This is a genomic window from Kineosporia sp. NBRC 101731, assembly GCF_030269305.1.
Lineage (GTDB): Bacteria > Actinomycetota > Actinomycetes > Actinomycetales > Kineosporiaceae > Kineosporia.
The window spans coordinates 545799-566741 of record NZ_BSTC01000002.1 but is presented as its reverse complement, the minus strand read 5'-3'; the positions used below and the strand labels follow the sequence as shown (position 1 = coordinate 566741).

General features: G+C 69.9%; 19 protein-coding genes and 1 pseudogene. 12 read left to right on the top strand and 8 right to left on the bottom strand.

Annotation, left to right across the window (positions count from 1 at the left end; translation table 11 throughout):
* Positions 1 to 64 precede the first annotated feature (64 nt).
* Positions 65 to 2173, top strand: a complete 2109-nt coding sequence (locus QSK05_RS09725; RefSeq protein WP_285596251.1) for a thioredoxin domain-containing protein — start codon at positions 65 to 67, stop codon at positions 2171 to 2173.
* On the opposite strand, the gene QSK05_RS09720 is transcribed toward QSK05_RS09725, so the two are convergent.
* On the bottom strand, positions 2170 to 2415 hold the full coding sequence (locus QSK05_RS09720; RefSeq protein WP_285596249.1) for a DUF397 domain-containing protein: 246 nt from the start codon (positions 2413 to 2415) through the stop codon (positions 2170 to 2172). The two genes, QSK05_RS09725 and QSK05_RS09720, sit on opposite strands and share 4 nt — an antisense overlap.
* Positions 2416 to 2564: 149 nt before the next feature.
* Here QSK05_RS09720 and abmR point away from each other — a divergent pair, with 149 nt between their 5' ends.
* On the top strand, positions 2565 to 3080 hold the full coding sequence (gene abmR / locus QSK05_RS09715) for an ATP-binding transcription factor AbmR (protein WP_285596248.1): 516 nt from the start codon (positions 2565 to 2567) through the stop codon (positions 3078 to 3080).
* 7 nt (positions 3081 to 3087) lie between these two features.
* Here the strand turns inward: abmR and trhA are convergent, their stop codons facing one another.
* Positions 3088 to 3861: a PAQR family membrane homeostasis protein TrhA gene (gene trhA, locus QSK05_RS09710; RefSeq protein WP_285596245.1), complete on the bottom strand. Its 774-nt coding sequence runs from the start codon at positions 3859 to 3861 to the stop codon at positions 3088 to 3090.
* Between the two features lie 202 nt (positions 3862 to 4063).
* Here trhA and QSK05_RS09705 point away from each other — a divergent pair, with 202 nt between their 5' ends.
* From QSK05_RS09705 to QSK05_RS36615, 4 genes and pseudogenes are all read left to right on the top strand, one after another.
* Entirely contained in the window at positions 4064 to 4831 is a 768-nt protein-coding gene (locus QSK05_RS09705; RefSeq protein ID WP_231485385.1) for an isoprenyl transferase, read from the top strand.
* A 328-nt stretch (positions 4832 to 5159) separates the two neighbouring features.
* Positions 5160 to 6500, top strand: coding sequence for an RNA 5'-3' helicase PhoH2 (gene phoH2, locus QSK05_RS09700; protein ID WP_285596242.1), 1341 nt, complete (start codon positions 5160 to 5162; stop codon positions 6498 to 6500).
* A gap of 443 nt (positions 6501 to 6943) precedes the next feature.
* Positions 6944 to 7660 carry an aggregation-promoting factor C-terminal-like domain-containing protein gene (locus tag QSK05_RS09695; protein ID WP_285596240.1) on the top strand — a complete coding sequence of 239 codons (717 nt, stop codon included), beginning with the start codon at positions 6944 to 6946 and terminating at the stop codon, positions 7658 to 7660.
* Between the two features lie 1275 nt (positions 7661 to 8935).
* Positions 8936 to 9217, top strand: a pseudogene (locus QSK05_RS36615) (aggregation-promoting factor C-terminal-like domain-containing protein); the annotation flags it as partial.
* Between the two features lie 207 nt (positions 9218 to 9424).
* Here the strand turns inward: QSK05_RS36615 and QSK05_RS09685 are convergent.
* The 3 genes from QSK05_RS09685 to QSK05_RS09675 form a co-directional block, all read right to left on the bottom strand.
* The gene (locus tag QSK05_RS09685) at positions 9425 to 10816 is read right to left on the bottom strand and encodes a class II fumarate hydratase (RefSeq protein ID WP_285596236.1); all 1392 of its coding nucleotides are present in this window, start codon (positions 10814 to 10816) and stop codon (positions 9425 to 9427) included.
* Between the two features lie 120 nt (positions 10817 to 10936).
* Positions 10937 to 11095 (bottom strand): hypothetical protein, encoded by a 159-nt coding sequence (locus QSK05_RS09680; RefSeq protein WP_285596234.1) that lies wholly within the window; start codon positions 11093 to 11095, stop codon positions 10937 to 10939.
* A gap of 72 nt (positions 11096 to 11167) precedes the next feature.
* Entirely contained in the window at positions 11168 to 11785 is a 618-nt protein-coding gene (locus QSK05_RS09675; RefSeq protein ID WP_502879749.1) for a carbonic anhydrase, read from the bottom strand.
* Positions 11786 to 12304: 519 nt separating this feature from the next.
* Here QSK05_RS09675 and QSK05_RS09670 point away from each other — a divergent pair.
* Entirely contained in the window at positions 12305 to 13408 is a 1104-nt protein-coding gene (locus tag QSK05_RS09670; protein WP_285596230.1) for a hypothetical protein, read from the top strand.
* A gap of 35 nt (positions 13409 to 13443) precedes the next feature.
* Positions 13444 to 15138, top strand: coding sequence for a fumarate hydratase (locus tag QSK05_RS09665; RefSeq protein WP_285596228.1), 1695 nt, complete (start codon positions 13444 to 13446; stop codon positions 15136 to 15138).
* A gap of 120 nt (positions 15139 to 15258) precedes the next feature.
* Here the strand turns inward: QSK05_RS09665 and QSK05_RS09660 are convergent, their stop codons facing one another.
* Entirely contained in the window at positions 15259 to 16179 is a 921-nt protein-coding gene (locus tag QSK05_RS09660) for a carbohydrate kinase family protein (RefSeq protein WP_285596226.1), read from the bottom strand.
* Positions 16180 to 16328: 149 nt separating this feature from the next.
* On the opposite strand from QSK05_RS09660, the gene QSK05_RS09655 reads away from it, so the two are divergent.
* The 3 genes from QSK05_RS09655 (at position 16329) to QSK05_RS09645 (ending at position 18281) form a co-directional block, all read left to right on the top strand.
* Positions 16329 to 16958: a DUF4245 domain-containing protein gene (locus QSK05_RS09655; protein WP_285596222.1), complete on the top strand. Its 630-nt coding sequence runs from the start codon at positions 16329 to 16331 to the stop codon at positions 16956 to 16958.
* Between the two features lie 103 nt (positions 16959 to 17061).
* A complete protein-coding gene (locus QSK05_RS09650) occupies positions 17062 to 17724 on the top strand; it encodes a lysophospholipid acyltransferase family protein (protein WP_285596219.1) in 663 nt (220 codons plus the stop codon).
* A 2-nt stretch (positions 17725 to 17726) separates the two neighbouring features.
* A complete protein-coding gene (locus tag QSK05_RS09645; RefSeq protein WP_285596217.1) occupies positions 17727 to 18281 on the top strand; it encodes a TetR/AcrR family transcriptional regulator in 555 nt (184 codons plus the stop codon).
* Here the strand turns inward: QSK05_RS09645 and QSK05_RS09640 are convergent.
* Both QSK05_RS09640 and xseA read right to left on the bottom strand, forming a co-directional pair.
* The gene (locus QSK05_RS09640; protein WP_285596214.1) at positions 18278 to 18568 is read right to left on the bottom strand and encodes an exodeoxyribonuclease VII small subunit; all 291 of its coding nucleotides are present in this window, start codon (positions 18566 to 18568) and stop codon (positions 18278 to 18280) included. The genes QSK05_RS09645 and QSK05_RS09640 overlap by 4 nt on opposite strands.
* A complete protein-coding gene (gene xseA, locus QSK05_RS09635) occupies positions 18565 to 19818 on the bottom strand; it encodes an exodeoxyribonuclease VII large subunit (protein WP_285596212.1) in 1254 nt (417 codons plus the stop codon). Before xseA ends, QSK05_RS09640 begins: the two co-directional genes overlap by 4 nt.
* A gap of 54 nt (positions 19819 to 19872) precedes the next feature.
* Here xseA and QSK05_RS09630 point away from each other — a divergent pair, with 54 nt between their 5' ends.
* Positions 19873 to 20892: a 4-hydroxy-3-methylbut-2-enyl diphosphate reductase gene (locus tag QSK05_RS09630; protein ID WP_285596210.1), complete on the top strand. Its 1020-nt coding sequence runs from the start codon at positions 19873 to 19875 to the stop codon at positions 20890 to 20892.
* Positions 20893 to 20943: the final 51 nt, after the last annotated feature.

Sequence of the window (20943 nt, the reverse complement as noted above, 5' to 3'; positions counted from 1 at the left end):
GTGACGGCCCGCCCTCGTCGCGTGTCCGGCGGCGATGTCGTGGTGGGCGTGAGACCTTGACGCTGTGGCCAACCGACTGGAGCACGCGACCAGCCCGTACCTGCTACAGCACAAGGACAACCCGGTCGACTGGCGGCAGTGGGGCGAGGCGGCCTTCGCCGAGGCCTCCCGCCGCGACGCGCCGATCCTGCTGTCGGTGGGCTACGCGGCCTGTCACTGGTGTCACGTCATGGCGCACGAGTCCTTCGAGGACCCCGAGGTCGCCGACCTGATGAACAAGCTGTTCGTCAACGTCAAGGTGGACCGCGAGGAGCGGCCCGATGTCGACTCCACCTACATGGCCGCGACCCAGGCCCTCACCGGTCAGGGCGGCTGGCCGATGACGGTGTTCCTCACCCCGCAGGGCCGCCCGTTCTACGCGGGTACGTACTACCCGCCGGTGCCGCGCGGCCCGATGCCCTCGTTCCGGCAGTTGCTGACCGCGGTGTCGAACACCTGGAACCAGCGCCGCGGCGAGGTGCTGGAGGCCGGCGCCCGGATCGCCAAGGCCCTCGCCGACCAGGCCATCCCGAGCAGCGCCGGGGCGTCACCGCCGGACTGGGACACCCTCACCAGCGCCCTGCAGAAGCTCGTCTCCTCCGAGGACCCCGTGCACGGGGGCTTCGGCGGCGCCCCGAAGTTCCCGCCGTCCATGGTGCTGGAGTTCCTGATCCGGTATGCCGCCGCGCAGCCACGCAGCCCCGGTGGCCGGGCGGCCCACGACCTGGCCGGTCGCACCCTGCGGGCGATGGCCCGCAGCGGGATGTACGACCAGGTGGCGGGCGGGTTCGCGCGCTACTCGGTGGACGCCGGCTGGGTGGTGCCGCACTTCGAGAAGATGCTCTACGACAATGCCCAGCTGGCCCGGGTGTACCTGCACTGGTGGCGGCTGACGGGGGAGGCGGTGGGTTCCCGGATCGCGCAGGAGACCTGCGACTGGATGGTCTCCGCGCTGCTCACCGACGAGCACGGGCTGGCCTCCTCGCTCGACGCGGACACCGAGGTGGTGGACGAGGAGACCGGCGAGCGGCACGGCGAGGAGGGGCGCACCTACGTCTGGACGCCCGAGGACCTGCTGACCCACCTCGGCCCGGAAGACGGCGTCTGGGCGGCGGCCCTGCTACGGGTGGGGCGGCCGGGCACCTTCGAGCACGGCGCGTCCACGGCCCAGCTGGCGCAGGACGTCTGGGCCGACCCGTTCACCGCCGCCCGCTGGGAGGGCCTGCGGGAGAAGCTGCGGGCCGTGCGCACGGCCCGTCCGCAGCCCGGACGGGACGACAAGGTGGTGGCGGCCTGGAACGGGCTGGCCATCGCCGCGCTGGCGGAGACCGGCGCCCTGCTGAACCGGCCCGACCTGGTGGAGGCCGCCGGGCGGATCGCGAATCTGGTGCTCCGCGTGCACCTTTACAGCACTGGGGGGTTACCCCGGCTGCACCGGGCCAGCCGGCACGGCAACCCGGGGGCCGCCGTCGGGGTGCTGGAGGACTACGCCGACCTGGCCGAGGGCCTGCTCACCCTGCACCACGTCACCGGTGACGTGCGCTGGCTGGCCACCGCGGGGAACCTGCTCGAGGTGGTGATGACCCAGTTCATCGACGACGACGGGGTGCACGACACCGCGTCCGACTCGACCGACGAGGCCCTGCGGGCCCTGCGCCGCCCGGCCGATCCGACCGACAATGCCTACCCCTCAGGCGCTTCCGCGGCGGCTGGGGCACTGCTCAGCTACGCCGCGCTGACCGGTTCGCCGCGCGCGCGGGAGGCGGCGCAGCGGTGCCTGGCCGCCACCGGCGCGGTCGGCGGGCATGCCCCGCAGGCGTTCGGCTGGGGGCTGGCCGTGTCGGTGGCGCGGCTGGACGGGCCCCGGGAGATCGCGATCGTCGGGTACGAGGACGACCCGGTGCGCCTGGATCTCCACCTCGCCGCCCTGGCCTCGACCGCACCGGGGGCCGTGATCAGCGCCGGAGTGCCGGACGCACCGGGAGTGCCGCTGCTGGCCGGGCGCCCGCTGGCGAGGTCGGGCGAGGCCCAGGCCTTCGTCTGCCATGACTTCGCCTGCCACCTGCCGGCGACCACCGTGGCGGATCTGGAGAAGCAGCTGGCCCCGGAAGTGCCGGCGACCGAAGACTTCTAGCGCAGGTCGACCAGACTCGGCCGGCCGCCGAGCAGGCCCTGCCACTCGGCGCTGCTGAACACCAGGGCGGGCCCGGCCGGGTGGGTGACGTCGCGGACGGCGACCCGGTTGCCGGGCTCGAGCACGGCAACCTCGAGGCGGTCGTCCAGGCCTTCCTGGGAGCGGCCGGCTACCCAGGTCGTGGTGGCAGGGTCGATCACCACGCTCAGATCTGTGACCTCGCCGCTGCGCTGTGTGGTCATGCGCACAGGGTAGCGCTCCGGTTGCGCTTGATGATCGCTTGTAGGCACGGCGAGTGACATCGATGCCATGCCGGGGCAGCATCTCTGCTCAGGGAAGAAGCGTGATTACACGCTTGCATCGGCTGTGTAATCAAGTAATCATCGCTGGTATGGATGAAGCAGGAGCAGTCAAGGCTTGGTTCGGCGCCCGGTTGCCGGCCGAGTGGAACGAGCCCGCGGCGGAGGTCGTCACCGACCGCGAGGAGATCATGGTGCGGCTGACCGTTGCCGCGCCCGAGGCCACCGACGACGGTCCGGCCTTCAAGGAGGCCACGGCCGGTGGCATCGCCCGCTTCCGGGAGGAGACCCGGGAGCGCCGCATCCAGATCGCCCGCGAGGCCGAGCACCGGTTCGGCCGCAAGGTCGCCTGGGCGGTGACCTCGGGGGAGGAGACCGAGGTCTTCACCAGTCTCGCCGTGCCGGTGATGACGCGGCTGCGTCAGTCCGAGCGGCTGGTGCTGGACACCCTGGTGGACGCCGGGGTCGCCCGTTCGCGCGCCCACGCGCTGGCCTGGTGCGTGCGTCTGGTCGGGGACAACACCTCGACCTGGCTCGGAGACCTGCGCACGGCCATGGAAGAGGTGGAGAAGGTGCGCCGGGCCGGACCGGCGACGACTACGAGTTGAACGCCGACTACGAGTTGAACGCCGCCAGGCTGATACCCGTGTAGTGGGCCAGGAACGCCAGCACGGTGAAGGCGTGGAACACCTCGTGGAACCCGAAGTAGCGCGGGCTCGGGTTGGGCCTCTTCAGGCCGTAGACCACGGCACCCATGGTGTAGAGCGCGCCGCCCACCACGACCAGGGTGAACACCGCCACGCCGCCGCCCTTGAGCAGGGCGGGCACGTAGGCCAGCGCCACCCAGCCCAGGGCGATGTAGACGGGCACGTACAGCCAGCGCGGCGCCCCGACCCAGAGCACCCGGAAGGCCACGCCGAGCAAGGCGCCGGTCCAGACGATCCACAGGAGGGTCCGGGCCGGGCCGGAGGGCAGCAGCAGCACGCTGAACGGCGTGTAGGTGCCGGCGATGATCAGGAAGATGTTGGCGTGGTCGAACCGCTTCAAGAAGGAGCTGGTGCGAGGGCTCCAGCCGCCCCGGTGGTACAGCGCGCTGACGCCGAAGAGCATGGACGCGGTGACGGCGAAGACCGCCGTGGAGACGCGGGTGCGCTCGTCCGGAGCCAGGATCACCAGGATCGCGCCGAGCAGCACCGACAGCGGGAAGGTGCCGGCGTGCAGCCAGCCCCGCATCCGCGGCTTCAGCTCGACGAGCTTGTTCTCTATGCGTTCCCGGCCGGCCTCGAGCCGGTCGCCGATGCGTTCCACGCCGGCCTCGATCCGGCCGGTGCGGCCGGTGGGCTCGTCCTGGGCGCCGAGGCTCGGGGCCTGCTCGTGGTGATCCGTCATCACACCGAGACTAGCGGCGGACCTTGGGGATTGGCGGTGGGCGCACCACTCAGGATTTCGGGGTGCCAGACCCCTTGACGCATCGGGCGGCCCGTGCTTGACATGAATCAATGTCACTTTCCGGTTTCGGGAGTGCGCCGTCTGCTTGAAGAACGGGCACTTTGCTACAACCCACCCTCGGGACAGCGCTACCGTGAGGTTCATGGGACTGCGCCGGCTCGTCTACCGCGCCTATCAGCGCAACGTCATGAGGGGCTTGCAGCCCGACGCCGTCCCGCGCCACATCGGGGTCATTCTCGACGGTAACCGGCGCTGGGCGAAGAACTCCGGGCTCGACGCCAGTGGTGGGCACCGGGCCGGGGCCGCGAAGATCCTCGAGTTCCTGGGCTGGTGCGACCAGGTGGGGGTCGAGGTCGTCACCCTCTGGCTGCTCTCCACCGACAATCTCACCGGCCGCTCGCCCGAGGAGCTCGCGGCGCTCTTCCAGATCTCCGAGGGGGTCGCGGGGGAGATCGCCGCGACCGGCCGCTGGCGGGTGAACCCGGTGGGCGCGCTCGACCTGCTGCCGGGCGCGACGTCCGCCCGCCTCAAGGAGCTCGAGGAGCAGACCCGCGGGGTCGACTGCCCGCGGACCGTGAACATCGCCATCGGTTACGGCGGCCGCCGCGAGATCGCCGACGCCGTGCGGTCACTCCTGTCCGAGCACGCCGCCCGCGGCACCACGATCGAGGAACTCGCGGAGCTTCTCGACGTCGAGCACATCGCCGAGCACCTCTACACCAAGGGCCAGCCCGACCCGGATCTGGTCATCCGCACCTCCGGCGAGCAGCGGCTGTCGGGTTTCCTGCTCTGGCAGAGCGCCCACAGCGAGTTCTCGTTCTGCGAGGCGCTGTGGCCCGACTTCCGCAAGGTCGACTTCCTCCGGGCCCTGCGGCAGTACGCCCAGCGGGAGCGTCGCTACGGGGCTTAGACCGAACCTACGTGAGGACGCCTGTGAGCCCTGGCTCACAGGCGTCCCTCATTTTGCGGTCGCCTTTGTTGTTCAACTCCCCGTAACTCAACCGTGATAGCGAAGATACCCGCCCGTGATCGTGATTCGCGGAATTCCGAGAGCGGGCACGTCTTTTCCGGCCTCACCGCAGTTATGACACCGACCCCGTCAAAACCGTTTACGTGCAATGGGTTGACGTGACCCGGTCCGGATAGCGACGGTGGTACCTCGCGTAGCGTCGCTTGCCGCCAGGCAATATGTCGTTGCCAGGCGGGACGTTCGTCATCCTCCAGCGAGGGGAGTCATCGTGGCATTGCCCGCGAGTTTCACCCAGGCCTCTGCGAACGCGCCCGAGGCAGGTGACCGGACGTTCGTTCTCGACACGTCGGTCCTGCTGTCGGACCCGAAGGCGATTCATCGTTTCGCCGAGCACGAGGTCGTTCTTCCCGTCGTCGTGATCACCGAGCTCGAGGGGAAGCGCAACCACCCCGAACTCGGTTACTTCGCGCGGCAGGCCCTGCGCCTGCTGGACGACCTGAGGATCAAGCACGGGCGGCTCGACGCCCCGATGCCCCTCGGCGACGACGGGGGCACCCTGAGGGTCGAGCTCAACCACGCAGACCTCTCTGTGCTGCCGGACGGTTTCCGGCACGCGGACAACGACAGCCGCATCCTGGCCGTGGCGCGCAGCCTGGCCTCCGAGGGGTTGTCGGTCACGCTGGTCAGCAAAGACCTGCCGATGCGGATCAAGGCCTCGGCGATCGGCCTGGCGGCCGAGGAGTACCAGGCCGGCCTGGCCGTGGACTCCGGCTGGACCGGGCTGGACGAACTGAAACTGGACGCGTCCCAGGTGGGCGCGCTGTACGCGGGTGAGGCGCTCGACGTGCCGGAGGCTGCGGAACTCCCGTGCCACACCGGCCTGGTGATCGCCTCGCCGAACGGCTCCGCCCTGGGCCGGGTGACGCCGGACAAGAGGGTGAAGCTGGTCCGCGGTGACCGCGAGGTGTTCGGGGTGCACGGCCGGAGTGCCGAGCAGCGCATCGCGATCGACCTGCTGCTCGACCCGGAGATCGGCATCCTCTCGATGGGTGGCCGGGCCGGCACCGGAAAGTCCGCCCTGGCCCTGTGCGCGGGTCTGGAGGCCGTGCTCGAGCGGGGTCAGCACCGCAAGGTCATGGTGTTCCGTCCTCTCTACGCCGTCGGTGGGCAGGATCTCGGCTACCTGCCCGGTAACGAGGCGGAGAAGATGAACCCCTGGGCGCAGGCGGTTTTCGACACCCTGGGGGCGCTGGTCGCACCCGAGGTGGTCGAGGAGGTGATGGGCCGCGGCATGCTCGAGGTGCTGCCGCTGACCCATATCCGCGGCCGTTCGCTGCACGACGCGTTCGTGATCGTGGACGAGGCGCAGTCGCTGGAGCGCAACGTGCTGCTGACCGTGCTCTCGCGGATCGGCCAGAACTCCCGGGTGGTGCTGACCCACGACGTGGCGCAGCGCGACAACCTCCGGGTGGGCCGGCACGACGGGGTCGCGGCCGTGATCGAGGCGATGAAGGGTCATCCGCTCTTCGCCCACATCACTCTGACCCGGTCGGAGCGCTCGCCGGTGGCGGCACTCGTCACCGAACTGCTGGAGAACTTCGTGCCCTGACAGTTGTTCCGACGTGAGGCCCGGCCGGGAGCGTCCCGGCCGGGCCTCACGTCGTTCTGGTTGCTCCGGGCTACTGAACCGGCCACCGAAAGCGTCCGTGATCATGAAAGTTATTGCGGCAGTAGGTGTTGACTGGCGGGTCAGGAGCGTCACCCGAATGTCCGTGACGACTCTCACCAATGTCCACGATGAGTAATAGAAACGTCACCAATGTCTACGGTGAGTAATCCCATCCCTGTAGTTCGCTTGAAATATCGACGGGCCACCCGACACGGTGACTCAGTCAGCACCCCGCTTCACTGAGTGACGAAAGAGCGCGCCGTTCATCGCGGCGTCGTCCTGCCGCAATCGGGTAGGCGTGCTCGATCTGACCTCAAGGGCTCCTGTGGTGTCAGTGCGGTGCCGATCATGGTTCCGGCGGGCCCGAAAGCAGGGTGACAAAGATGCGCCGTGCCCCAGGGCGCACCGTTGAAAGGTCTTACGTGGTTCCCAGCGCCCTGCGCACCCTCTCGGTGGCAGTTCTCCTTGTCGCCGTCTCCGGTACGGCGATCGCCACCGCCCCGCAGTCCCCAGGAACCGGTGGCGCGGCCGGTGCCGACCTCCGGGCCGCCGAGCAGGACCTCACCGGCCGGATTGCCCTCACCGGCGGCACCACCACCCTGGCGGCCTCCCCGGTGGGCGGCATCGATACCCGGAACGCCCGGATCGCCCGGAGTGCGTCCGCGGTGGTCGACGCCGAGGTCGTCGCCGAGAAGAAGAAGGCCGCGGCCCGGAAGGCGGCGGCGAAGAAGGCGGCAGCCCAGAAGGCCGCCGCCAAGCGCCGGGCCCAGGCCCGCGCCCGGGCCTCCCGCACCAGCCCTCGCTCGGCCAAGGCCGTGGCCCGGTTGATGGTGTCGAAGCGGGGCTGGAAGTCGGGCCAGTACACGTGCCTGGTGAAGCTCTGGGACAAGGAGAGCAACTGGCGCCACAACGCCCAGAACCGCTCCTCCGGCGCCTACGGCATCCCCCAGTCGCTGCCCGGCAGCAAGATGTCCTCGGCCGGCAAGGACTGGCGTTCCAATCCCAGCACCCAGATCAAGTGGGGCCTGCGGTACATCCAGGAGCGCTACGGCAGCCCGTGCAGCGCCTGGGCGCACAGCCGCTCGGTCGGCTGGTACTGACCCACGTTCTGATCCGCGGATCGTCCGCAGGTCCGGGAGGGCCGGTTCTCCCCTCGGGAGGGCCGGCCCTTCCCGGTGGGGCAGGTGATCCAAAAATTCACCCTCTGTATGGCGAAGTCACCCAGGGTGGATCGGTACGTCTGATCGAGGTCAAACCTTCCTTAACCCTCACCAGGGGACTTGTGCTCTCGGGTCCGATTCGCCACGGTAGTCGGCGTGACAGCAACCGTTGGGTCTGAAAATGATGAAGACCTCGCGGATCTGTGGTTGAGCACAGGAGGGGTGCCCAGCTCGGTCCAAGGCGAGACCAAGAGCTATCCCAAGCGTTCGGAACTGCGCAGGGCCGAGGCCCGGCGTGGAGCCGGCCGGGGAACGACCAGCCGGCCCGCCGGCGGGAGTCGTCCCTCTGGCGCACCCGCCGCTCGGCAGCAGCGTCCGCCGGCCCCGGCCAGCGCACTGCGCAGCGCGGAGGCCACCCGGCGCTCCACGCTCCAGGCGCGGTACCCGGTCGCGGTGGCACCGACCCCCGCTGTCCTCCCCATTCCCCAGACCGACCCGTGGCGTCCGGCCGGCATCGACATGCCGGTGCCGCCCGCGATCTCGCAGGACGCCTTCCGGCAGCCCGACCGGCAGCCGCCGATGGTGCCGATCGCGATCCCGGCCCCGGAGCGCAGGGCCAAGCCGAGCAAGGCCGACCTGCTCCCGTCGCCGCCCACCGCGCCGATCGAGTTCCAGGCCCCGGTCAGCGACGGTGTCGACCCGGCCGAATGGGGTCTCGACCTCACCGTCGAGCCCGTCGACCTCGACCCCGGGCGCCGAAAATCCACCGCCCCCGCCTACGCCCCCGACGAGACGTCCGTACCGACGCCGAACCGTCGGCTCTTCGGCGGGGGTAAGTCCACCGCCGCCCGGCTGCTGGTCATGGCGCTCGTCATCGGCGCCGAGGGCGTCGCGGTCACCCAGCTCGCGGGCACTGCGTCCCCCCTTGACGGCGGCAACGGCGCCAACGCCGCCGCGGCCTTCACCCTCACCGCGTCCGAGAAGCAGGCCCAGGACGAGAAGGCCGCCGAGCTCGCAGCCGCCACGCAGGCGGCCGAAGAAGCCGCCGAAGACGCCGCCGAGGCCAAGCAGTCGCTGAAGAAGGCCTCGCCGGCCAAGGCGAAGGCCGCGCTTTCCCAGTACAAGCAGGCCAAGGCCGCCGCCGACCGCATCAAGGCCGCGGCGGAGCGCCGTGAGCGGGCCCTGCGCAACGCGCAGCGCGATCCCAAGTCGGCCGCCCGGGTCATGCTCGCCGACCGCGGCTGGTCATCGTCGGAGTTCTCCTGCCTGGACTCGCTCTGGACCAAGGAGAGTGGCTGGAACTACCAGGCCACCAACCCCTCGTCCGGTGCCTACGGCATCCCGCAGTCGCTGCCCGGCAGCAAGATGGCCTCGGCCGGTTCCGACTGGCAGACCAACCCGGTGACGCAGATCCGCTGGGGTCTCGACTACATCGCCGACCGCTACGGCACCCCCTGCGGCGCCTGGAGCCACAGCCAGTCCGTCGGCTGGTACTGAGTTCTTCGCACGACCCACAAGACGGCGCCCCTCCTGCCGAGGGGCGCCGTCTTCGCGTCACCCCCCAATAAGCCTTCCGTGATCATGCCAAACCTCCCCAGAGTTCTAGAACTCCTCTGCCCTGAGTTCTAGAACGCCGGGGAGTGGGGGTACCTCCCGGCCGAAGGTTGGGGGATTTGCATGATCACGAACAAGAAAAGGGGAGCGTCAGGGGTGGGTCATCGTGCTCACGTCGAGCAGCCGGTCCAGCTCGTCCTCCGTCAGCTCGCCGCGTTCCACCACACCCAGGGCAATGGCCGCCGCCTTGATCGTGATCCGTTCGGCCACGGCGTGTTTGGCGATCTTCGCAGCCGCCTCGTAGCCCAGGGGGCGCGCCAGCGGGGTGACGATGGCGGGGGAGGACTCGGCCAGCTCGCGGGCGCGGCGCTCGTCCGGCTCGACGCCGTCCACCACACGTTCCGCCAGGAGCGCGGAACCCCTTGTCAGGAGCCGGATCTGCTCCAGCAGCGAACGGGAGATCACTGGCACCATCACGTTCAGCTCGAAGTTCCCGCTGGCCCCGGCCCAGGCCAGGGTGGCGTCGTGGCCGATCACCTGGGCGCAGATCTGCAGCACCGCCTCGGGGATCACCGGGTTCACCTTGCCCGGCATGATCGACGATCCGGGCTGCAGGTCGGGGAGGTGGATCTCGCCCAGGCCGGCGTTCGGGCCGGACGACATCCAGCGTAGGTCGTTGCAGATCTTCGTCAGACTGACCGCGAGAACCCGCAGCGCACCGGAAAGCTCGACCAGGGCATCTCGAGAACCGTGGGCCTCGAAATGGTCCCGGGCCTCGGTAATCGGAAGGCCAGTGCTGACAGACAGATCCGCAATCACCCCGACGGCGAACCCGGGCGGAGTGTTGATGCCGGTGCCGGTCGCGGTGCCGCCCAGGGGAACCTCGACGACGCGGGGGAGGGTGTCGATGATCCGCTCGATGCCGCGTCGCACCTGAGCCGCGTGCCCGCCGAACTCCTGTCCGAGGGTGACGGGAGTGGCGTCCATCAGGTGGGTGCGCCCGGCCTTCACCACGTGCTGCGTGCGGGCGGACAGGTTCTCGAACGAGGTCGCGAGCTGGTCGAGCGCCGGCAGCAGGTCGTTCACCGTGGCGCCGGCCGCGGCCACGTGCACGGCCGTCGGTACGGTGTCGTTGGACGACTGGGAGGCGTTGACGTGGTCGTTCGGGTGCACCGTGGAGCCGAGCTCACGGCTCGCCAGGGTGGCCACGACCTCGTTGACGTTCATGTTCGTCGAGGTGCCGGAGCCGGTCTGGAACACGTCGATCGGGAACTGGTCGGCGTACTCACCCCCGGCGATGCGGGCGGCGGCGGTCGCCACGGCCTCGGCGATGTCGGCGGGCACCACCCCGAGCTCGGCGTTCACCCGCGCCGCCGAGGCCTTGATGTACGCCAGGGCGGAGATCACCGCCGGGTCGATCCGCACCCCGCTGATCGGGAAATTGTCCACGGCCCGCTGGGTCTGGGCTCCCCACAGGGCCTGGGCGGGAACCCGGACCTCACCCATCGTGTCGTGCTCGACGCGCATGTCTTCATTGGCCATGCCCCGATCCTCGCCCCGCCCGCCGGGTCACAGCCACCCGGGGTGGGGCTCCTGACCTCTCGGCCCGATCGAGAGTTCTAGAACTCCGGGGAGATTTTGCATGATCACGGAAAGGTTTTTTTACGGGACGAAAGGCGTCAGCTGGGTCATGAACGAGGTCAGGTCGTGCACCACCGACCGGCCCAGCGCCGCCGCGGCCAGCGCTCCCACGCCGACCCCCGCGATCAGGAGCGACTGACCCACTGCCTCGTGGCCCGCGTCCCCGGGAAGGGAAGCCACCCGCGTCCTCAAGCCCATCACTCAAAGCTATCGAAATTGCTCTGAGTGACGGGCTCGGGAGTTCGGGTCACTTCAGATCGGCGCGGGGTCTGCGATCGTGCTGCTGAGTACCTGCACGGCACCGTCGGAGAGGGCGTACTCCATCGCGACGATCGCCAGCCGGCCGTCGGCGACCCGGCGCCCGATCACGCTGGATCGTTCCGGCAGTTCCCGTGCCACCTGCACCGAGTGCTCGGCGACGATGGCGTTGACGTCACCGTGGCCGGCCCGGCGGGCGTTGATCACGCTGGAACTGAGCATCTCGACCACCGTGCGCAGGTAACCCGAGGGCATGTTGCCGCTGTCGTGGGCCTCCATCGTGGCCTTCACCGCGCCGCAGCCGTCGTGCCCGAGCACGATCACCAGCGGGATGCCCAGGAGATCGACGCCGAACTCGATCGAGCCCAGCACGGCGTTGTCCACGGCGTGGCCGGCGGTGCGCACCACGAAGAGGTCACCCAGCCCCTGGTCGAAAATGATCTCGGCGGCCACGCGGGAGTCGGCGCAACCGAAGATCAGGGCGAACGGACGCTGGCCACCGGTGAGCGTGGCCCGCCGGTGCACGTCCTGGTTCGGGTGGGCGGCGTCGTCCAGCACGAAGCGCTGATTACCGGCCAGAAGCTCGGCCAGGCTGCCCGCTGCGTCCGGCATGACGTCATCCGCGCCATCCATGCCGCCGGTCTCGTCCGGGCGGTCGGTCGTTCCCATGTCTCTACCCACACCTTCCTGGAGCCCGGTTACTGCCGGGGCCGGAGGTCATTGTGTCCCCTCCGCTCGGCAGGCATCTATTCACGGTGAGCTATCACGCAGCGATCGACGTCCGCTCCGGGATCGCTGGAGTCCGAGGAATCGCGCAGAGAGTGCCGGTTGGGTGCGCGACACGCCGACACGCCGGATTGCGACGCGCGCACCGCGTCACCCCCGCTGGTGACACGCGGAGGGTGACACGCCGCGAAGCGCGGTTTCCCACGCTCAGATCTGGTGGCGTGCGTGGCTGCAGGTGTTCAGGGTTGCAGTTGGGGCGACCCGGGACCTTTGTGGAGGGGCTGACCAGGGGGATACAGGTGTGGACCGAACACCCTACTTTCGTCCTGCCACCCTAAAGATGCGAAACAATCCGCTACCAATCCCTTACTTTCAGTGATCTCAGAGCCTGTGAAAGGGGTCGTGGTGGTTCCCGAGACAACACTGACCGCCCTCGGAAACATCGAGGCCGGTAAGGGACAGGAAGTCGAGCGCCTGCGCAGGCAGGTCGAGGTGATGCTCGCCCACGTACTCGATCTGGGACTGACCCCCGCGCCGCAGGCGTGGATGTTCGAGGCCGTCCGTGACCAGCACACGATGGGTACGGTCGTCGACCTCAACTCCGACGGCTGGAACACCGCTCCGAGCGAGGCCGACCGCATGCTGGCGACCGAGTCCCTGGTCCGTGCCCACCGGGAGCTGAGCCGGATCGTGGCCCCGGCCCGCCCGGCGACGCTCGAACTGCTGCACGGTTACCGCGAGGGGCGTCGTCCGATCCGGCTCAGCGGCCGGATCCCCCGCCAGTCCCGTCCCTCGGGCGGGCACCCGGCGCGCGACCGGAAAGGCCTCAAGGGTCTGGTCTTCGCGGGTATCAGCCCGGCCGGCAGCACCGTTCCCCTGGTGCGCTGGCTGATGACGGCGACGCTGGTCTTCCTGGTGACCTTCGTGCTGCTGGCGGCCGTTCCGCAGGCCCGTCAGGCGAGTGCGGGCACCGGGCTGGGCGACAGCGACCCGGCATTCGGGTCCCTGTTGTTGCGCGAGCTCTTCCTGCTCGCGGCCGCGGCGCTCGGGGCCGGCCTGACCGCGCTCTACCGCGCGGGCCGCGAGGTCGCCCGGGGCAGCTACGACCCCGAGTTCGACCACACCTTCCTGCAGCGCATCCTGCTCGGGATGGCCGCGGGGCTGGTGATCGCCGAGCTGATCCCGCTGGGCAACGGGGGTGACGCGCTGTCCGGGCTGGCCCGGCCCGCGATCGCCCTGCTCGGTGGGTTTGCCGCCGACGCCGTCCACAGCATGCTGACCCGGGTGATGGCGGCGATGGAGACGCTGTTCAACGGGGGAGCGGTGAACCGGGAGCAGGCCGAGCGGGAGCTGGCCGAGAAGCGGGCCGAGGAAGTACTGGCCCAGGCCGACCGGGCCACCCTGAACAAGCTGCTGGAGATCCGCCGGATCGCCTCGTCCGGTGCCCCGACCCGGGCCATCATCGAGGAGATCGACCGCGTCATCACCGTGGTCGCCGCGCCGGTCTGACAGCAACGAGTCCTCCTCGGTGCTTAGTATTTGGCATGGCTGAGTTCGCGTACTCCGATCTGCTTCCCACGACCCCGGACACCCAGACGCCCTACCGGCTGCTGAGCAACGACGGGGTCCGCACGATCGAGGCCGCCGGCCGGCAGTTCCTCGAGGTGTCGCCCGATGCGCTCGCCCTGCTCGCCGACACCGCCATGCACGACATCGCGCACTACCTGCGCCCGGCCCACCTGGCCCAGCTGGCGCGCATTCTCGACGATCCCGAGGCCAGCCCCAACGATCGGTTCGTGGCCCTCGACCTGCTGCGCAACGCGAATGTGGCGGCGGGCGGCATCCTGCCGATGTGCCAGGACACGGGCACCGCGATCGTGATGGGCAAACGGGGGACGCAGGTGCTCACCTCCCCGGGGGCGGTCTCCGACGAGGAGGCCCTCAGCCGGGGGATCCACAACGCCTACACCCGTCTCAACCTGCGGTATTCGCAGATGGCGCCACTGACGATGTGGGACGAGAAGAACACCGGCACCAATCTCCCGGCCCAGATCGAGCTGTACTCCGACACCGAGCCCGGTCACGAGGCCGTCTACAAGTTCCTGTTCATGGCCAAGGGCGGTGGCAGTGCCAACAAGTCGTTCCTGTTCCAGGAGACCAAGGCGGTGCTGAACCCGGCCGGGATGATGAAGTTCCTGGACGAGAAGCTGCGTTCGCTCGGCACCGCCGCCTGCCCGCCCTACCACCTGGCCATCGTGGTCGGCGGCACGAGTGCCGAATTCGCCCTGAAGACGGCCAAGTACGCGAGCGCCAAGTATCTCGACAACCTTCCGACGTCAGGTTCGGCGACCGGCCACGCCTTCCGCGACCTGGATCTGGAACTGCAGGTGCTGGAGCTGACCCGGCAGTTCGGCATCGGCGCGCAGTTCGGTGGCAAGTACTTCTGCCACGACGTGCGGGTGGTACGGCTCCCCCGGCACGGTGCCTCCTGCCCGGTGGCCATCGCGGTGTCGTGCAGCGCCGACCGTCAGGTGCTCGGCAAGATCACCGCCGAGGGCATCTTCCTGGAGCAGCTGGAGACCGATCCGGCGCACTACCTGCCCGAGACCACCGACGAGCACCTGAACGACTCCGGTGACGACGCAGTCGAGATCGACCTGAACCGGCCGATGGCCGAGATTCGCGCCGAGCTGTCCCGCTATCCGGTGAAGACGCGGCTCTCGCTGTCGGGCCCGCTGGTGGTGGCGCGCGACATCGCGCACGCCAAGATCAAGGAGCGTCTGGACGCCGGTGAGGAGATGCCGTCCTACCTGCGCGATCACGCGGTTTACTACGCCGGCCCGGCCAAGACCCCCGAGGGCTACGCGTCCGGCTCGTTCGGGCCCACCACCGCGGGCCGGATGGACAGCTACGTCGAGCAGTTCCAGGCGGCCGGCGGCTCGATGGTGATGCTGGCCAAGGGAAACCGCTCCGGCGCGGTCACCTCGGCGTGTGCCACGCACGGAGGCTTCTACCTGGGCTCGATCGGTGGGCCGGCCGCCCGCCTGGCGCAGGACTGCATCCGCAAGGTCGAGGTGCTGGAGTACGCCGAGCTGGGCATGGAGGCCGTCTGGAAGATCGAGGTCGAGGACTTCCCGGCCTTCATCGTCGTGGACGACAAGGGCAACGACTTCTTCGCCGAGGTCACCAAGCCGATGGCGATGACGATCCAGCGCCGTCCCGGGCTCGAGGTCCGCTGACGCAGCCAGGCCTGTTCACCGGAGCTCCCTGGTTCGTGATCATGTCATCCCCCAGCCTCCGGCCGGGGAGGAACGGCATGATCACGAACCAGGAGGCGGCCGACCATCGTGGTCACCGCATCAGGGCCGGTAGGCGTCCAGCTCCTTGAGGGTCGGGGGCTGGGCGCCGGCCTGCGTGCAGGTGTAGGCGGCGATCTTCACGGCATGGGCCAGCAGGGGGACGAGGTTCTCGGCCGGTTGCGTACGTAGCTGTCCGATCGTGGCGGGGTGGAGCAGGCCGGCCCGGTCGAGGCCGTGCAGCAGCCCACTCATCAGCGAGTCGCCGGCGCCGACCGTGTCCGCCACGGTGATCTTCGGGGCGGCGACCTCCACGACACCGGTGGCCGTGACCCCGACCGCGCCCTCGCCCCCGCGGGTGAGCACGACCAGCGCCGGGCCACTGGCTCGCCAGGCCTCGATGACCTGCATCGGATCGGCGCCGGGGGTGAGCCATTCCAGGTCCTCGTCACTGACCTTGACCACGTCCGCAGCCCGCACGATGCGCTCGATCCGCTCCCGTGCGGCCTCCCGCGAGCCCATCAGTGCGGGCCGGGCGTTCGGGTCGTACGAGATCACGGCGCGCCCGGCATTCTCCTCGACCAGCCGCAGCACGTCCTCGCCGCCGGGGGAGAGGGTGGCCGCGATCGAGCCGGTGTGAATGGCCCTGGTGCCAGAGCTGACAACGATGTCAGACAGGGCCCAGCGCAGTGCGAAGTCGTAGCTGGCGACCCCCTCGGCGTCCAGCCGCGCGGTAGCGGTGGACGTCGCGTCCGGCGTGATCGACCCCTCGGCCAGTTCCACACCGGAACCCCGCAGGTGATCGACGATCGAACGGCCCCGCGCATCGTCCCCGATCCGGGTCAGCAATCGGGTGCCGACCCCGAGCCGGGCCAGGCCGAGCGCCACGTTGGCGGGGCTGCCCCCGGGATGCTCCACCGGGGGTCGCCCCGGCGCATGAACGATGTCGACCAGAGCCTCACCGATGACCAGAACCTCGTCCAACGCCGCCTCCTCGCGATCACGGGGCCACCCTTGAGCCCCGCACCAGGCTAAGGCCACCGGCACCCGCAAAAACCCAGGAAAGATCGACCCGGGGTGTGTCGGGAGCACCCGGTTGCGCGTTTACGGGTCGAGGGCGCGACCATAGAGGCGTGACCGAGACGCCCAGCACCAGCACACCGGCCTCGTCCCCCCAGGAAGCGGCACCGGCGCAGGTCGTCGGGTCGGCGGCGGACCGCAGTGCGGAGCACCGCCGCGCGTCCATGAGTACCCGCCCGCGCGACATGATCATCTCGATGGCGGTCATCGTCGGCATCGTGCTCGTCCTGCTGCTGCTCGTGCCGCACCCCAACCAGATCCCCACCCGTGACATCAACGTCGCCTCGGCCGCCCTCGGCGCTCAGCCCTCGGTGGGTTTCGCCCCGGTGCAGCCGGACGTGCCGCAGGGCTGGACGCCGCGCGCCGCCGGCCTGGAGAGCGGCACCACCAACAACATCGCCACCTGGCAGCTGACCTACACCACGCCGAGCGGCACCTACGCCGGGGTGCAGCAGGCCCGGAACGTCACCAAGGCCTGGGAGTCCCGGCAGGTCACCGACGGCAAGGAGACCGGCACCGAGACCATCGGCGGGGTCGAGTGGGTCGTGCGCAGTCGCACCGACCGCGGCACCATCAGCCTGGTCCACCGTGGTGACGACGACATCACCACCATCGTCACCGGCACCGCCGCCGAGATCGAGATGGACCAGTTCGCCACGGCCGTAGCCGCTGCCCTGAAGTAACCCCCCTTTCGCTCACTTCCATCCCCTCCTTCCCCGGGGCCTTGTCCTCGCTCACGAACTCGAGTAGACAATGTCTACTCGACCGATCGTACGGAGGCTGCGCGTGGTGTTCAGGGTGCTCAAGGCGGTGCTGGCGCCGTTCGTGTGGCTCTTCGGGCGGCCCGTGGTGACGGGGCGGGAGTACCTGCCGCGGAAGGGCCCGGTGATCCTGGCCGGCAATCACCTCTCGTTCTCCGACTCACTGTTCCTCATCCTCGTGGCCCGGCGACGGGTGACCTTCCTGGCCAAGTCCGAGTACTTCACCCGGGGGCGGCTCCAGCGCTGGTTCTTCACCTGCGCCGGGCAGATCCCGGTCGACCGCGCGAACCCGGCGCGGGCGGCGTCCTCTCTCGATCAAGCCGTGAAAATTCTTGCCGACGGCGGTGTCTGGGGCATCTTCCCGGAGGGGACGCGCTCGCCGGACGGGCGTCTGCACCGCGGCCGGACCGGTGCGGTCCGGGTGGCGCTGGCGACCGGCGCACCGATCGTGCCGGTGGTTCTGCGCGGTACCGACCGGGTGAACCCGCCCGGCTCGCGGATCTGGCGGCCGGGCCGGGTGTGCATTGAATTCTGCCCTCCGATGGACCTTTCCGGGGCCAAGGGGCCGGATCGGGACGGGCGGACGGTGCGCCAGCTCACCGACGACCTGATGGGTGTCCTGGCGGCGCACAGCGGGCAGGAATACGTTGACGTGTACGCGACCGCGGTGAAGAAAGCCGTGGGTTGAGGGTGGCCGGGCTGGAGAACCGTCTGGTCGAGGTCGGCGTGCAACTGCTGGAGAGCACCGGGCCCGATCGCCTGGGTCTGCGCGAGATCGCCCGGCAGGCAGGGGTTTCGCACGGCGCCCCGCGGCGCTACTTCCCCACCCACCAGCTCCTGCTCGCCGCCGTCGCCAAGTCTGGTCTCACCGATCTCACGGCGCAGATGGAACGGGTCTTCACCGGCCCGCAGCCGGCCCGGGAACGTCTGCGCGTCGCGGCGCACGAGTACGTCGGCTTCGCGCAGGCCCGCCCGGAGATGTTCCGCCTGATCTTCCGCCACGACCTGCACCGGGGCAGTGGCTACTCGCTGCGCGTGGTCTGGCTGCCCCTGCTGGACGCGATGGCGGCCATGGTCGCGCAGGCCTCGCCGGCGGTGGACGATCCCCGCGAGCGCGGCCTGCTGATCTGGACCCACGTGCACGGCATCGCCACCTTCGCGGCCGGCCTCACGCTGGAACCGGCCGGGCTCGACACCCAGGTCGACTCCCTGGTCGAGAAGGCCGTGCAAGCGCAGCTGAGCTAGAGCCTGTCCTGGTCGGCCTCGGCCTCGGAGGGCAGCCGGGCGTCCAGCTTGGCCTGCGCCCCGGCCAGCCAGGTCTCGCAGCGCCGGGCCAGAGCCTCGCCCCGCTCCCAGAGAGCCAGCGACTCCTCCAGCGTCTCCGCCCCGCTCTCCAGTCGCCGGACCACCCCGACCAGTTCGTCGCGAGCCTGCTCGTAGGACAGCTCCGCCAGTTCGGCGTCGAGGGCGGCAGCTTCGGCCGCCGCCTTCTCCAGCGGGTCGTCCGTGGTCTTCTTCTGGCTGGGTGTCACGACTGCGACCCTAACGCCCTGGCTTCGGCCGCGAACTCGCCTTCGTGCACGCGGATGCGGAGGGGGTCGCCGGGGGAGATCTCGCCGGCCGAGCGCACCACCTGCCCGCCGGGCCCGCTGACCACGGCGTAGCCGCGTTCCATCGTGGCCAGGGGGGAGAGAGCCCGTACTCGCTGACGCAGGTGGCCAACGTCTTGGTGGGCGTGGGAGAGGCGGTTGGCCAGGGCCCGCGCGGCCCGCTCCCGCTGGTTCGTGACCAGGTCGGACCGGTCGGTGAGCAGTCGGTGCGGATCGGCGAGCACCGGCCGGGAGCGCAGCGAGGCGATCGTCGCGGCCTCGCGCTGCAGCCGTGACGTCACGGCCTGGCGGGCCCGGCGCCGGGTCTGGCGGATGCCGTTGAGCTCGGCCTCCATGTCGGGCACGATCCGCTTGCCCGCGTCGGTCGGGGTCGAGGCGGCGACGTCGGCCACCAGGTCGAGCAAGGGCTTGTCCACCTCGTGGCCGATCGCGCTGACGATCGGCGTGCGGCACGCCGAGACCACGCGGAGCAGGGCCTCGTTGCTGAAGGGGAGCAGATCCTCCACCGAGCCGCCGCCGCGCGCGACGACCACGACGTCCACCGTCGGATCCGCATCGAGCGAGCGCAGGGCGCCCACGACGTCCTCAACCGCTTTCGGGCCCTGCACCGCGACCGCGCGGATCTCGAACCGCACCGCCGGCCATCGGCGCCGCGCGTTCTCCACCACGTCGCGCTCGGCGGCCGAGGCCCGGCCGCAGATCAGGCCGACGACGTTCGGCAGGAACGGCAGGGGGCGCTTGCGGTCGGCCGAGAACAGCCCTTCGGCGGTGAGCAGGCGCCGCAGATGGTCCAGCTGGGCGAGGAGTTCCCCGACACCGACCGGGCGGATCTGCTCGGCGAACAGGCTGAGCGAGCCCCGGCGGGGGAAGAGCTGGGCGCGGGCGCGCATGACCACGCGGGACCCGTCCTGCAGCGGTGTGGGGAGCGCGTCGAGCACCCGGACATGCACGGACACGTTGAAGGAGAGGTCGACATCCGGGTCGCGCAGCGTGAGGTAGCAGGTGGTCTGGCCGGGTCTGCGCGTGAGCTGCACCACCTGGCCCTCCACCCAGACCGCGGGTGACCTGGACACATAGTCGGTGAGCTTGGACGACAACAGGCGCACCGGCCAGGGCTGTTCCGCGGTGGTCTCACCCGCCGTAGCCGGGATCTTCCGGGGCGTATTGCTCACCCGATCACGCTAGCCCACAGCGGACTCTCCCGATTCGCGACTTACCATGGAGGCGTGACTGCATCGAGCATCGCCTCCACGGCCCCCACGTCCGACGGCGCGCCCGCCGCCACCAAGCGGGTCCTGCTGGCCTCCCCGCGCGGTTACTGCGCCGGTGTGGACCGGGCCGTCGTGGCGGTCGAGAAGGCCCTGGAGGTCCACGGGGCGCCGGTGTACGTGCGCAAGGAGATCGTGCACAACCGGCACGTCGTCACCTCGCTCGAGAACAAGGGCGCGATCTTCGTCAACGAGACCGACGCGGTGCCCGAGGGCGCCCTCGTCATCTTCTCCGCCCACGGGGTGTCGCCGGCCGTCCGCGAGGCCGCCGACCGCCGCCAGCTGAAGACCATCGACGCGACCTGCCCACTGGTCACCAAGGTGCACAAGGAGGCCGTCCGGTTCGCCGACGGCGACTTCGACATCCTGCTGATCGGTCACACCGGGCACGAAGAGGTCGAGGGCACCGCGGGTGAGGCCCCCGAGCACATCCAGATCGTGAACAGCCCCGACGACGTGGACAACATCGAGGTCCGCGACCCGGACAAGGTGGTCTGGCTGTCCCAGACCACGCTCTCGGTCGACGAGACCATGGAGACCGTCCGCCGCCTGCGGCAGAAGTTTCCCAACCTGCAGAACCCGCCGAGCGACGACATCTGCTACGCCACGCAGAACCGTCAGGTCGCGGTGAAGAAGATCGCCCCCGAGGCCGACCTGGTCATCGTGGTCGGCTCGCGCAACTCCTCGAACTCGGTGCGCCTGGTCGAGGTCGCGCTGGAGTACGGCGCCCAGGCCTCCTACCGGGTCGACTTCGCCACCGAGATCGACGAGGCCTGGCTGGAGGGTGTCACCACCGTCGGCGTCACCTCGGGTGCCTCGGTGCCGGAGATCCTGGTGCAAGACGTGCTGGCCTGGCTGGCCGAGCGGGGTTACGGCCAGACCGAAGAGGTCGTCACCGCGCACGAAGACCTGATGTTCTCGCTGCCGCGCGAACTGCACCGCGACATCAAGGCGAAGGCCAAGGCCGCCCAGGACTGAGTTTTCGTCCGTCCAGAGCCGCGCTGTCCGACCGGACGGCGCGGCTCTTCT